The organism is Amylibacter sp. IMCC11727 (genome assembly GCF_029854195.1).
Lineage (GTDB): Bacteria > Pseudomonadota > Alphaproteobacteria > Rhodobacterales > Rhodobacteraceae > Amylibacter.
In genome coordinates, this window is sequence record NZ_CP122960.1 from 1,103,155 (window position 1) to 1,116,302 (window position 13,148).

General features: G+C 54.7%; 15 protein-coding genes. 9 read left to right on the forward strand and 6 right to left on the reverse strand.

Annotated features, from left to right (window positions below; all coding sequences use genetic code 11):
- Positions 1–6 precede the first annotated feature (6 nt).
- From QBD29_RS05715 to recR, 4 genes are read left to right on the forward strand one after another with little or no spacing between them, the layout of a single operon-like run.
- A complete protein-coding gene (locus tag QBD29_RS05715; protein WP_280100352.1) occupies positions 7–1,245 on the forward strand; it encodes an MFS transporter in 1,239 nt (412 codons plus the stop codon).
- Positions 1,245–2,582, forward strand: coding sequence for an MATE family efflux transporter (locus QBD29_RS05720; protein WP_280100353.1), 1,338 nt, complete (start codon positions 1,245–1,247; stop codon positions 2,580–2,582). The genes QBD29_RS05715 and QBD29_RS05720 overlap by 1 nt, the downstream gene beginning before the upstream one ends.
- 60 nt (positions 2,583–2,642) lie before the next feature.
- Positions 2,643–2,987: a YbaB/EbfC family nucleoid-associated protein gene (locus QBD29_RS05725; RefSeq protein ID WP_280100354.1), complete on the forward strand. Its 345-nt coding sequence runs from the start codon at positions 2,643–2,645 to the stop codon at positions 2,985–2,987.
- A complete protein-coding gene (gene recR / locus QBD29_RS05730; protein ID WP_280100355.1) occupies positions 2,984–3,583 on the forward strand; it encodes a recombination mediator RecR in 600 nt (199 codons plus the stop codon). The genes QBD29_RS05725 and recR overlap by 4 nt, the downstream gene beginning before the upstream one ends.
- On the opposite strand, the gene QBD29_RS05735 is transcribed toward recR, so the two are convergent.
- The 5 genes from QBD29_RS05735 to gpt all read right to left on the reverse strand — a co-directional run bounded on the left by QBD29_RS05735 (position 3,580) and on the right by gpt (position 7,706).
- Positions 3,580–4,731 (reverse strand): cytochrome P450, encoded by a 1,152-nt coding sequence (locus QBD29_RS05735; protein WP_280100356.1) that lies wholly within the window; start codon positions 4,729–4,731, stop codon positions 3,580–3,582. The two genes, recR and QBD29_RS05735, sit on opposite strands and share 4 nt — an antisense overlap.
- A 124-nt stretch (positions 4,732–4,855) precedes the next feature.
- Entirely contained in the window at positions 4,856–5,203 is a 348-nt protein-coding gene (locus QBD29_RS05740) for a RidA family protein (protein WP_280100357.1), read from the reverse strand.
- Positions 5,204–5,266: 63 nt separating this feature from the next.
- Entirely contained in the window at positions 5,267–6,034 is a 768-nt protein-coding gene (locus QBD29_RS05745) for a sulfite exporter TauE/SafE family protein (protein ID WP_280100358.1), read from the reverse strand.
- A complete protein-coding gene (locus QBD29_RS05750; RefSeq protein ID WP_280100359.1) occupies positions 6,027–7,184 on the reverse strand; it encodes a PLP-dependent aspartate aminotransferase family protein in 1,158 nt (385 codons plus the stop codon). The genes QBD29_RS05745 and QBD29_RS05750 overlap by 8 nt, the downstream gene beginning before the upstream one ends.
- A 3-nt stretch (positions 7,185–7,187) precedes the next feature.
- Complete coding sequence (gpt, locus tag QBD29_RS05755; RefSeq protein ID WP_280100930.1) at positions 7,188–7,706, reverse strand: xanthine phosphoribosyltransferase; 519 nt, start codon at positions 7,704–7,706, stop codon at positions 7,188–7,190.
- Between the two features lie 144 nt (positions 7,707–7,850).
- Between gpt and edd the strand changes: the two genes are divergently transcribed.
- Both edd and eda read left to right on the forward strand, forming a co-directional pair.
- The gene (edd, locus tag QBD29_RS05760) at positions 7,851–9,653 is read left to right on the forward strand and encodes a phosphogluconate dehydratase (protein WP_280100360.1); all 1,803 of its coding nucleotides are present in this window, start codon (positions 7,851–7,853) and stop codon (positions 9,651–9,653) included.
- Positions 9,654–9,664: 11 nt separating this feature from the next.
- Positions 9,665–10,303, forward strand: coding sequence for a bifunctional 4-hydroxy-2-oxoglutarate aldolase/2-dehydro-3-deoxy-phosphogluconate aldolase (gene eda / locus QBD29_RS05765; protein WP_280100361.1), 639 nt, complete (start codon positions 9,665–9,667; stop codon positions 10,301–10,303).
- Here eda and fabI read toward each other — a convergent pair whose 3' ends face one another.
- Positions 10,304–11,122, reverse strand: a complete 819-nt coding sequence (gene fabI, locus QBD29_RS05770; RefSeq protein ID WP_280100362.1) for an enoyl-ACP reductase FabI — start codon at positions 11,120–11,122, stop codon at positions 10,304–10,306.
- 244 nt (positions 11,123–11,366) lie between these two features.
- Between fabI and pdxH the strand changes: the two genes are divergently transcribed.
- The 3 genes from pdxH (at position 11,367) to QBD29_RS05785 (ending at position 13,111) form a co-directional block, all read left to right on the forward strand.
- Positions 11,367–11,990, forward strand: coding sequence for a pyridoxamine 5'-phosphate oxidase (gene pdxH / locus QBD29_RS05775; RefSeq protein ID WP_280100363.1), 624 nt, complete (start codon positions 11,367–11,369; stop codon positions 11,988–11,990).
- Positions 11,991–12,138: 148 nt separating this feature from the next.
- The gene (locus QBD29_RS05780) at positions 12,139–12,657 is read left to right on the forward strand and encodes a cold shock protein (RefSeq protein ID WP_280100364.1); all 519 of its coding nucleotides are present in this window, start codon (positions 12,139–12,141) and stop codon (positions 12,655–12,657) included.
- Positions 12,644–13,111 carry a DUF192 domain-containing protein gene (locus QBD29_RS05785; RefSeq protein ID WP_280100365.1) on the forward strand — a complete coding sequence of 156 codons (468 nt, stop codon included), beginning with the start codon at positions 12,644–12,646 and terminating at the stop codon, positions 13,109–13,111. The genes QBD29_RS05780 and QBD29_RS05785 overlap by 14 nt, the downstream gene beginning before the upstream one ends.
- Positions 13,112–13,148: the final 37 nt, after the last annotated feature.

Below are 13,148 nucleotides of genomic sequence, written 5' to 3' on the forward strand. Positions count from 1 at the left end.
TGGGGCATGCAAGACAATGTTGTACGAGTATTAGACGCTGACAGTTTGCCCATGTGGCGGCGGCCTTGGGTGTTGCTGGGTGTTATGGCGTTTGTGATGCCGCTGGCGTTTTCCACGTGGATGGCGTTGTTGAACAATTTTGTAATTGAAGTCGCGAATTTTGATGGCAGCAACATTGGTTGGCTGCACTCTTTGCGCGAAATTCCAGGATTTTTGGCTATCGGGGTCATTTATGTGCTGTGGTACATCCGCGAGCAGGCGCTTGCGGTGATGTCTCTGTTGTTGCTGGCAATCACGGTGTCTGTGACCGCATGGTTTCCAACCTTCGGCGGGTTGTTGGTGACAACGCTGATCGGCTCCATTGGATTTCACTATTATGAGACTGTGAAAATGTCTCTGGAATTACAATGGATTAAGAAAGAACGCGCGCCACAAGTCCTTGGCTGGTATGTGGCCGTTGGATCGGGTGCGAGCCTGTTTGCTTATGGCTTTATCATGCTTGTTTGGAAAGTTTTGGGCTGGGATTACAACACGATCTATCTCGCGGGTGGTGGTTTGGCCTTATTGCTGACGCTGTTTTGCTGGTTCGCCTATCCCACCTTCGAAGCACCCGTAAAACAGCACACGCAGATGGTGTTTCGCGCCCGTTATTGGCTATATTATTCGCTGCAAGCGGCATCGGGCGCGCGGCGACAAATCTTTATGGTGTTTGCGGCCTTTATGATGGTGGAACGGTTCGGATTCGAAGTGCATGAAGTCACGGCGCTGTTCCTGATCAACTATGTGGCCAATATGATTTTTGCGCCCTTGATGGGCGCGTTTGTGTCCAAAGTGGGCGAGCGCAATGCGCTGGCGTTTGAATATATCGGGCTGATCATCGTGTTCTGTGCTTACGGTGGGATTTACATGTTTGGATGGGGTGTTGTGATTGCGGCGAGCCTGTACGTCATCGACCATTTGTTCTTTGCCTTGGCCTTTGCGCAAAAGACATATTTCCAAAAAATCGCGGACCCTGCGGATATTGCGCCTACGGCGGCGGTGGCGTTTACGATCAATCATATTGGTGCGGTTCTGTTGCCTGCGATGTTGGGGTATTTGTGGCTGATGTCACCTGCTGCAGTGTTCATTTTCGCAGCCAGTGTGGCGTGTATTTCGCTCGCTCTTGCGTTGATGATCCCGCGCCATCCGGTGCCTGGAAATGAAACTGTGTTTTCGCGCCGTTTCGCAGCGGAGCCGGGCGAATAATGGCCGCAATGGGCGACAAGGCGCGGTTCCTGTCAGGATCAACAATGCGCCATGTTGTGGTGATGACACTAACGGGGTCGCTTGGCCTTGTGTTTATGTTTCTGGTGGATGTGACGACCCTGTTTTGGGTCAGTTGGCTTGGCGATGAAGGGTTGGTTGCGGCTCTTGGCTTTGGCTGGACCATCCAGTTTTTCACCATTTCCACCGGCATTGGATTGATGATCGCAAGCATGGCGCTGGTGTCCAAATCCATCGGCCAAGGTAAGCTGGAGTTGGCACGGCAACAAACCACGTCGGCGGCACTTTATACCTTTGTGTTTCAATTGCTTACGGCGGGGATCGTGCTGGTGTTTCGGCGCGAAATTCTGGCCTTTGCAGGGGCTGAAGGACAAACGCTGGAAGATGCGGCACGGTTTTTGATGATCTCGGTTCCGAGCTTGCCGTTTATGGCGCTTGGTATGGTCGGTTCTGCCGTGTTGCGCTCTATTGGGGATGCTGTGCGATCCATGTCTGTGACTATGTCCGCTGGACTGGTGGCGATGGTGGTGGACCCGCTGTTTATCCTCGGTCTTGGTTGGGGGTTTGAAGGGGCTGCATGGGGCATCGTTGTGTCGCGTACAGTGTCGGCGATCCTGTCCATTTGGTTTGTGGTACGGATTCACGATATGGTAGGGCCCGTTTCGCGTGAGACGCTGCGCACCCTGTTTAAACCGTTTGTGGCCATCGCAATTCCAGCGGTGATGACGCAACTTTCCACACCATTTGGCAACTATATCTTAACCAAGGTGATCAGTGCTTATGGTGATGCAGCGGTTGCGGGTTGGGCCGTGGTCAGCCGCATCGCCGTGCTGGCGTTTGGGGGAATATTTTCCTTGTCTGGTGCCATTGGTGGGATCATTGGCCAGAACTTTGGTGCAGGGCAAATGGACCGCGTGAAGCAAACCTACAAAGACGCGCTGATCTTTTGCGCGATCTACACGGTGCTGTCTTGGGGGCTGTTGATCCTGCTGCGCGATCCAGTTGCAAATCTGTTCGGGCTCGAAGGTTTGTCACGTGATGTGTTCTTGGCGTTTATGCTGATCGGCGCAGGTGGGTATATGTTTGCGGGCGCGTTGTTTGTATCGAATGCTGCGTTTAACAATTTGGGCAAGCCGATCTATTCCACATTCTGCAATTGGTTCCGTGATGGTATCTTGATTTATCCCTGTTGCGTGCTGATGGGCCTGTGGTTGGCAGCACCGGGTGTTGTGTATGGGCAGGCATTGGCGGCGGTTTTGGCAGGGTCGGCAGCGATGATCTGGGGCTGGCGGTTTGTTGGGCGTTTGGCGGCCCGTTAACTTGTTTCTTTGGGTTTAAAACGCTAACTACAACGAAACATATTTCACAGGAGAACAACGATGTTGAAAGGTTTGGGCGGGCTTGGCGATATGGCCAAGATCATGAAGCAGGCGCAGGAAATGCAAGGCAAAATGGCCGATGCGCAGGCCAAGCTGGATGAAATGACAACCACAGGCGAAGCGGGCGCTGGCATGGTGACAGTCACTGTCACCGCCAAAGGGGATGTGAAAGGGATCGAGATTGATCCGTCCCTGTTTGTACCATCTGACAAAGAAGTTGTGGAAGATTTGATCGTTGCGGCGATCAAAGACGGGCAGGCCAAAGCCGCCCAAATGCAGAAAGACGAAATGGGCAAAATCACCGAAGGGCTGAACCTGCCCGAGGGGATGAAGCTGCCGTTTTGAGCAGCAATAACCAAGAAATCGACGCGCTGATTGCTTTGCTGGCGAAGTTGCCGGGCATGGGGCCAAGATCTGCGCGTCGGGCGGTTTTGCACCTGATCAAGAAACGCGCGTTGTTGCTAACACCACTGGCAGACGCCATGTTTGCTGTGGCCGCCACGGCACGCGAATGTGTGGTGTGTGGGAACATCGGCACGAGAGACCGTTGTGACGTTTGTGAGGACCAACGGCGCGGAAACGGGCAGATTTGTGTGGTCGAAGATGTGGCTGATTTGTGGGCCATGGAACGCACTGCGGTGTTCAAAGGACGCTATCATGTGTTGGGCGGGTCCCTGTCGGCCCTTGATGGGGTTGGGCCGGAAGAGTTGCGCATCCCATCGCTGATTTCACGGGTTCTGGCAGAAGAGGTTACAGAGGTGATCCTTGCGCTGAACGCCACGGTGGATGGGCAGACCACGGCGCATTACATTGCCGACCAGTTGGAAGAAGCGGGGGTCGCGGTCACGTCGCTCGCCCAAGGTGTGCCCATCGGCGGTGAGCTGGATTATCTGGATGACGGCACGATTTCAGCTGCGTTGAATGCACGGAAATCTGTTTAAAGACGGACGTTCAAGGCCGTGAGGCCGTGGAAATGGTATGTGTCTGCATATGTCGGTTGGTCGCGCAATTTCATGTTGGGGCAGCGGACAAATAAGGTTTTCAATGCGATTTGCATTTCCAATCTTGCGAGCGGTGCGCCAAGGCAGAAGTGAATGCCTGCGCCAAAGCTGACCAGTTTGTTAGGACTGCGGTTGGGTTGAAATTGGGCCGCATTTTCAAACACATCGTCGTCCCGATTTGCACTGGCAAGCAGGCAGGCAACGGTATCGCCCCGTTTGAAGTTTTGGCCAAACACGGTGCAATCTGATTTGGCATGGCGTTCAAACAAATGCAGGGGCGGATCGAACCGTAAGGTTTCCTCTAGGCTCGCATCTGTTGGTGCCGCATTATGTTCCAGCAGCACTTTGGCCCCGTTGGCGATGGCGTGAACTGTGGCTTCGTGGCCTGCGTTCAGCAGCAAGATGCAAGTGGTGGTAAGCTCTTCGGGTGAAAGTTTATCACCTAGTTCTGCGATCAGGGCTGTGATCAGATCATCTTTGGGCGCGGTTTTTCGCGCCGTTGCAATGTCATTGATGTAATCAGCAAAGGCGCGACTGGCGCTGGCGGCGGCGTCTTCGTCAGCGCGGGTGCGGCTGGCTTGATACATCGCCACCATCTTGTGGGACCAATCGAGGAGGAGGTGGGCGTCCTCTTCTGGGGCGCCGATTAGGCGGGCGATGATGGTGACGGGAATTGGGGTGCAAAATTCGGGCAGGAGATCGACGGTCGGGCCGAAGCTGTCGATCAGCGAATTGGCCAGCGTTTCGATTTCAGGGGCGAGGGATTTGATCCGCCGCGATGTGAACGCACGCATAACCTGAGCGCGCAGCCGTGTGTGGCGCGGGGCGTCAAGTTCCAGCATGGAATGGGCTTCGATATCCATAAATGGTTGGATGTGGGGTGGGATGGGTTTTGCAAATTCTGCAGGGACTTCGCGGCCCCAGTTTTTGTCGCGTAAGAAATGGTTCACAGCCGCGTGCGTGGTGGCGCAGGTGCGGTTGTAGTCTTCCCAAAAAATCAGATCCCCAGCGGCGCGGGCACGGTCGTAAAACGGGTAGGGGTTTTGAACGAATGCGGTGTCTGTTGGGGATTGGGACAGGGTTTTCATCGAGGTGCCTGTGTTGGCTGTGATGTTAGATTTTGGATATTTCCGGCCAGAAGAAGCAGGGGGGTGCGTCTGGTTTGTTGGGTTTGTGTGGGCCGCACCGTTTGTAAGGCGCGGCCCAATGCCGTTATTTTGCGGCAGTGATCATGATTTCAACTTTAAAACCAGGTGTCGCCAGATGCGCAGAACCCGCAGCGCGACCAGGTTCGTGGCCTTGGGGAACCCATGCGTCCCAGACAGCGTTCATTTCGGCAAAGTCGGACATGTCATCAAGCCAGATTTGCGCCATGAGGATTTTGGTTTTGTCAGAGCCGGCTTCGGCCAAGAGATCGTCGATTTGTTGCAAGATGCCTTGAGTTTGGGCGGTTACAGATTCCCCTTCGGCGGCCACTTGGCCTGCGAGATAAATTGTGTCACCGTGGATGACCATTTGGGACATACGACCGTTAGAGTGGGAACGTTGGATGTTGGACATGTGAAGTCTCCTTTGGATTGATTTGGGTGTGTTATATCGGTGAAAGTGTCGCCCTGCGAGCGGTTATGTGAGTGCTTGGGCCAATGTGGCGAGCGCGGTGATGGCGACAAACCCGAGCATGATCGGGCGCAAATTCCAATCTGACAGGCGATTGAACAGACGCGCACCGACCCAGACGCCGAGCATGAGGGCAGGCATGGCGAGGATGGCATAGGCGACGGTGGCCCATGTTATCAAGCCTACGGCCCAAAAGCTGAAGCAGGCCAAACCGATGAGCCCCCCTGCCAGACATACGATATTGGCGCGCGCCTGCTGAGACGGTGCGCCGCGTGCGAGGATTGCCGTTGCAAACACGGGACCAGCGATTGCGGTCATGCCTTGGGTCAACCCTGCAAACGCCCCTGCGAGATATGTGCCCGTCGGGGTGATAAAGGCGGCGAGGCGTTTTTGTTGGGCGATGACAACGAGCATGGCGAGCACGAGGATCGAGATAGCAATTTTGAGCGGTTGAGGGTCGATCATGCTGGCAAAAAATGCGCCCGTCGGGACAAAAATCACGAACATAGACAGCATCGGCAAAACCGCTTTGCGCTCTGCGTGTTTTAGCGCCCCGAAAACTAGGCCCAGTGCGACAGGAATTTCGATGATGACTTCGATCACGATGGCTTGGGCTGGGCCGTAAACATAGGCCAGCGCGGGCACAACGAGCAGGGCAGAGCCAAAGCCTGCAAAGCCGCGAAAAATACCTGCTAAGAAAACAATTAACCAAACAAGGATCAGCGTGCCGTCAATAATGATGGGCGTACCAAGAAAAGTGAAACCGCTAGCCAAGATGCGCTGTGGCCCCAAGGGCCTGTTCAAAGTCAGCGATCAAGTCGTCGATGTGTTCGATGCCGATAGAAATGCGCAACAGGTTGTCTGGGATGCCACTGTCTGGGCCTGCAACGGTGCGGCGGTGTTCGATGAGGCTTTCTACGCCGCCAAGAGATGTGGCGGGGATAAAGAGTTCGGTTTTCTTGGCCATCTCAAACGCGCGATTGTCTTTGCCATTGATCAGGATCGACATCATGCCCCCAAAGCCGTTGTGCATTTGGTTGGCGGCAACGTGATGGCTGGGATGAGTTGGCAGGCCTGGGTAGAGGACGGTTTCAATATCCCTATGCGCAGCAAAGTGTTTGGCGAAAGCCATGGCATTGCTGGAGCAGGCTGCATAGCGGATGTGGAGTGTGCGCAGGGAGCGGATCAGAAGCCATGCTTCGAAGGCAGGCAAGATTGTGCCTTGGAAGCTGCGCACGTTGCGGATTTCGTCCCAAATATGCAAATCGGTACGGGCGGATAAGACGCCTGCGGTGAAGTCGGAATGCCCGCCCATGTATTTGGTGGCGGAGTGGAAGGAGATGTCTGCGCCCAGATCGAGCGGTTTTTGCGTGCAGGGCGGGGCGGCGGTGCTGTCTACCATAAGAATTGCGCCTGCGGCGTGGGCCAATTCTGCGGCGGCAGCAATATCGGTGATGGACCAATCGCCATTGGCGGGGGTTTCGATCCAAACAAGTTTGGTTTTGCCAGGCTGGATTTGGTCTGCGAGCGCGTCGAGATCACCCGCAGGGAAGTGATCAAGGCTAATGACGCCCCGTGCTGCTTGGCGGTCAAGCCATTGCAGGCCAACGTGGTACATCATACCTTGCGCAACCACATGTGCTTGTGGCGGTAAGGCCTCCACCACGGCCACAGAGGCGGACATGCCAGAGTTAAACAAGAGGCTATCATCCGAACCTTCGAGCGCGGCGATGATCTCTTCTGCGTGCGTGGTCGTCGGGCCCGCATAGCGAGAGTAGATATAGCCTTCACGCAGATCGTAGTTTTCATCCCGCGCGAAGGTGGATGTTGCGAGCATTGGCGGCACAACGGAGCCCGTTGCTTCGTCGATGTGGCGCAGTGCTTGTGCCGCGAGTGTTTCAGGCGCGAGGCTGTTTTTCTTCACGGCTTATGCACCGCGATAGGGTTCAACGTATTGCAGCGCCATATCCCACGGGAAGAAAATCCATGTGTCTTGGGATACGCCAGTGATAAACGTGTCCACCATCGGTTCCCCTTCGGGTTTGGCGTAAACGGTGGCGAAGTGGGCGTTGGGGTACAATTTGCGCACCAATTCCAGCGTTTTGCCCGAATCCACCAGATCGTCGATGATCAGCACACCAGTGCCATCGCCCATCAACTCGCTATCTGGGGATTTGAGAACTTTTGCTTCGCGTCGTTCATTCGCGGCGCCACCGCCTGCGTGGTAGGACATGACGGAAATTGTATCGACGGTGCGGATATCCAATTCGCGGGAAACAATCATCGCAGGGGCCATGCCACCACGGGTGATCGCCACAACTGCACGCCAATCCCCATTGTCAGGGCCTTTTCCATCCAATCGCCAAGCCAATGCACGGCTGTCGCGGTGAATTTGATCCCAAGAGATGTGGAAGCCTTTTTCGTGGGGCAGACGGTTTTCGGACATGGCAGCAGAGACTCGCATTAAGAAATGTTGTGTGGCGTTGATACTATGGCGGGCGAGCGGTGGGAAGGGGGTTGAGTTTATCAATGGCGCGGGTTAAATGATGTTACGTTAGCGATAACGTAAATAGTAAACACGGAGTGCTAGATGACCTTAAACGCCACAATCAACGAAGTGACGGCGCGTATTTCTGCGCGGTCTGCCGAGGCACGATCCAAGTATCTAGCGCAAATGGCGGCGGCGCGGTCTGATGGACCAAAGCGGGCGCATTTGTCGTGCGGGAACCAAGCCCATGCTTATGCCCCAATGGAGGGAGACAAGGATGCGCTCGCCAAAGGGCGCGGCGCGAATGTGGGGATCATCACTGCTTATAACGATATGCTGTCGGCGCATCATCCGTTCGCAGCATATCCCGATCACATCAAGGATGCAGTGCGCGGTGTTGGAGCCACGGCGCAGGTGGCGGCGGGGGTTCCAGCTATGTGTGATGGGGTCACGCAGGGACAGGATGGAATGGAGCTGTCGTTGTTTTCACGCGATGCCATTGCGATGTCGGCGGCGATTGGTTTGTCGCACAATGTATTTGATTCAACAGTATACTTGGGTGTTTGCGATAAAATTGTTCCGGGACTGGTCATTGCGGCAGCGCGGTTTGGGCATCTGCCAGCGGTGTTTTTACCAGCGGGGCCTATGCCGTCTGGTATGGGCAACGATGAAAAGACGCAGGTGCGAAAGGATTTTGCCGAAGGAAAATGTGATCGCGACGCACTAATGGCGGCGGAAATGGCGAGCTATCATGGGGCGGGGACCTGCACGTTTTACGGCACAGCGAATACCAACCAGATGCTCATGGAGTTTATGGGGCTGCATTTGCCTGGCAGCAGTTTCGTGGCCCCAAACACGCCGCTGCGCGCAGCGCTGACCACCGAGGGTGCGAAGATTGCGGCAGGATTGTCTGATCTGGGCAATTCGTACACACCTGTCAGCGATATTCTGGACGAGAAAGCCTATGTGAACGGGATTGTCGGGCTGATGGCCACAGGTGGATCGACAAACCTGTTAATCCACCTCATCGCCATGGCACGGGCGAGCGGCGTGATCCTCGATTGGCAAGACTTTAAGGATATCGCAGATGTGGTGCCGCTGTTGACGCGGATTTATCCCAATGGGCTGGCGGATGTGAACCATTTCCATGCGGCGGGTGGCCTTGGGCTGGTGGTGCGCGAATTGCTAGGCGCTGGGCTGTTGCATGATGATACGCTGACGGTGGCGGGGCATGGGTTGGCGCATTACACAAAAGAGCCGAAATTGATTGATGGCGTGTTGGTTTGGGAAGAAGGCACGGATGTGTCTCTGAACGACAAGATTATCGCATCCGTAGAAGCGCCGTTTCAGGAAACCGGCGGGCTGTCAGCACTGACAGGGAACCTTGGGCACGGAGTGATGAAAACGTCGGCCGTTGCGCCAGAACGGCGCGTGATTTCTGCACCGTGCCGCGTGTTTCATGACCAAGCGTCCGTGGTGGCGGCGTTTCGGGCGGGGGAATTTGACAGTGATGTGGTTGTTGTCGTGCGCTATCAGGGGCCAAAGGCGAATGGGATGCCAGAGTTGCATGGACTGACGCCGTGTTTAACTGTGTTACAAGATCGCGGGATCAAGGTGGCGTTGGTCAGTGATGGGCGTATGTCGGGTGCCTCTGGCAAAGTGCCAGCGGCCATTCATGTGAGCCCAGAGGCGGTGGACAACGGGCCGATTGCGTTCTTGCAGGACGGGGATGTTGTGACGGTGGATGCCGAAGCGGGGATTCTGTCAGTTGATCCGAGCGTTTTGGAGCGGGAAGTCGTCCATCCAGAAATGTTCGACGCTGTTGGCGTGGGGCGTGAATTGTTTGCTGTGTTTCGTGACCGCACGGGTGCAGCCCGCGATGGTGCCAGCGTATTTGAATTTTAAAGGATAGAGCCATGATTACAGCGATTGAAGCAAGTAAACGGAATTTGGAGATATGCAGTTTGGCCCCCGTGGTGCCCGTGCTGGTGGTGGAAGATGTCAGTGCGGCGTTCGATCTGGGCAAGGCGTTGGTGGCGGGTGGATTGCCCGCACTTGAGGTCACATTGCGCACCGACGGAGCATTGCAAGCGATTGCCCAGATGGCCAAAGTGAACGGCGGTGTTGTGGGGGCAGGGACCTTGCTTACCCCTGAAGACGTGAAAAACGCTAAGGCCGCAGGCGCGCAGTTTGGTGTGTCCCCAGGGGCCACAGACGCTTTGATTGCAGCATGCGAAGCAGAAGGGTTACCGTTATTAGCAGGGGCAGCCACAGCCAGCGAGTCGATGAAGTTGCTGGAGCGCGGCTATTCTGTGCAGAAGTTTTTCCCCGCCGAGGTATCTGGCGGGGCCAAAGCGCTCGGTTCCTTAGCGTCACCTTTACCGCAAATTACGTTCTGTCCAACGGGTGGTGTTTCGCCAAAAAACGCAAATGATTACCTTGCGTTGTCGAATGTGCGTTGCGTTGGGGGATCTTGGGTCGCGCCAAAGGATTTGGTCGCAGCAAAGGATTGGGACGCGATTACGGTTTTGGCCAGAACCGCATCCCAGTTGTGATTATTTGCGGCCAGTGACCACGTCGATGTCAGGGGCGTCTTCGGCTTTCATGCCGACCACGTGATACCCTGCGTCAACGTGATGGTTTTCGCCTGTGACTCCAGAGGACAGATCAGAACACAAGTACATGCCTGATTTGCCCACGTCGTCTGTGGTCACGTTGCGGCGCAGCGGCGAATTCAGCTCGTTCCATTTCAGAATGTAGCGGAAATCGCCGATGCCTGATGCTGCTAAAGTTTTGATCGGGCCAGCGGACAGCGCATTCACGCGGATGTTTTTCGGACCGAGGTCCATGGCGAGGTATTTCACGGAGGCTTCTAAGCCAGCCTTAGCAATGCCCATGACGTTGTAGTGTGGCATGACCATTTCAGCGCCGTAATAGGTGAGTGTCAGAAGAGCACCACCATCTGGCATCATCTTTTCCGCACGCTGGGCCACAGCGGTGAAGGAATAAACGGAAATGTCCATTGTCATACGGAAGTTGTCTTGAGACGTGTCCACATACCGACCGCGCAATTCGTTTTTGTCAGAAAAGCCAATGGCGTGAACTACGAAGTCCAGCTTGCCCCATTTTTCTTGCAGGGTCGCGAAGAGCGCGTCGATGCTTTCGTTATTTGTCACATCGCATTCCAGCACCAGATCAGAGCCGATACTGTCTGCCAGCGGCTTAACGCGTTTGCCCAAAGCTTCGCCTTGGTATGAAAACGCAAGCTCTGCGCCTTGTTCGTGGCAGGCTTTCGCGATGCCCCAAGCGATGGATTTGTCGTTGGCGACACCCATAATGAGACCACGTTTGCCGTGCATAATTCCAGAATTCATTGCCCTGCTCCTTACCCGTCTTGAGGTTCCTATCGTTTACGCCAAGGCAGGTGAGGCTGCAAGAGTGGCTATTAAAATGTCCGATTTTGAGACTTTGAAAACAAAAGTGTATCTAAATTGTGAAAAATCTCACCCTTTCGTCACTAAACCCAAGGTTATTCCTAAGTTCTGCTTGATTTGGGACTCAAAATAATGTCGTGTAAACTCAGCCGACCGGGAACGGCTTTAAATACAGAGTACCGCAATGAAGCCGATAGAATTATCTTCGGACCGCGGCGGCGTTTTTGCAGGGGATGATCCTTTTGCAATCGCTAAGGCTTGGCTTGAAGAAGCGAAGTCGGCCGAGGTCAATGACCCGAACGCGATCGCATTGTCGACCGTTGACGCGAATGGCATGCCCAACGCGCGGATGGTGCTTTTGAAAGATATCGAAGACGCTGGGTTTGTGTTTTTTACCAACTACACGAGCGCAAAGGCAAGTGAGGTTGACGTTAACGGCAAGGCCGCATTCGTGATGCACTGGAAAACGCTACGTCGTCAAATCCGCGTGCGTGGGACGGTTTCCAAGGTGACGGCGGCGGAGTCCGATGCCTACTTCAAAACGCGAAGCGTGTTCAGCCGAGTGGGCGCATGGGCGAGCGATCAATCTTCGCCACTGGACAATCGGGGCGTTTTGGAAGAACAGGCGCAAAGAATGAGTGAAAAGTTGGGTGAAGACCCCGGACGCCCTCCGCATTGGGGTGGATATCGGATTTCACCCGTAGAGATCGAATTTTGGTGTGACGGCGCAAGCCGATTGCATGATCGGTTTGTGTGGCGCCGCGAAAGCGACAATACGGACTGGACAGTTGATAGACTCAACCCATAGTAGGAATGGCGGCCTATTCAAATAATCTATGCGGATTGGTCAAAGAGAAACGAAGTAGGGACGGTGAAAGCGGAAGCACATAAGAATTCTGTGTTTTTAACGTAAACGCATTGGGTGTTGTGCGGGCGCGTCGCGAGTGGAGCGAAAAATGGTATCGAAGACAGGCAGCGTAAAGTGGTTTGACAGTACCAAAGGGTTTGGTTTCGTCACAGATGACGAAGGCGGACGGGATATTTTGTTGCATGCAAATGTTTTGCGCAACTTTGGGCACAGCTCTGTCGTGGAAGACGCACGCATCAAAGTTGAGGTGGCCGAGAGCGCACGCGGTTTGCAAGCGGTCGAGATCCTTGAGCTGGAACTGCCTCAAGCGGATGAAAAAATTGTCCTCAAGGGGGTTCCTGAGCTGGGCTTTGATCTGTCGGCGTTGAAATCCGACGAACCGCTGACCCCTGCACGGGTTAAATGGTTCGATAAAATCAAAGGTTTTGGCTTTGTGAACCTATTTGGCGATTCCGCTGATGTGTTTGTTCATATGGAAGTGTTGCGTGCCTATGGCATGGCCGAACTGGTTCAAGGTGAAGCCGTATGTGTCCGCACCGCGGATGGTCCACGGGGGCGCATGGCCATTGAAATTCGGGCGTGGGATTATGCCGATGCTGAAGGGTAGCAGCGTTGCAGTTGCCCTTATGCTGCTGGCCAATGGAGCGGTGGCAAAATGTTCGGATGCGGTTGTTGATCTGCGTTGGGACGGCGGCAGCGCACGTTTTAATGTAGAAATCGCGGATGACGATATTGAACGCGGTCGTGGGCTGATGTTCCGCGAAAGCATGGGACGGTATAACGGGATGCTGTTCGTATACGACGCGCCGTCCACAGTTTCTTTCTGGATGAAGAACACGCTCATCCCGCTCGATATGATTTTCTTGGATCAACATGGTGTTGTGCAACGAGTTCATGAAAACGCCGTTCCCGGCAGCCTCGAGAGCATTCCTGGCGGAGACAACATTTTGGCGGTTCTGGAAGTGAACGGTGGCCAATCGCGCAAGTTGGGATTGGTGGAAGGGGCGCAAATGCGCCATCCTGCATTTAGTGACACAATGCCTGCTTGGGCCTGCGAATAGCCTGTAACCTATTTTATTTCGGTTGCAGGTCAGCCTT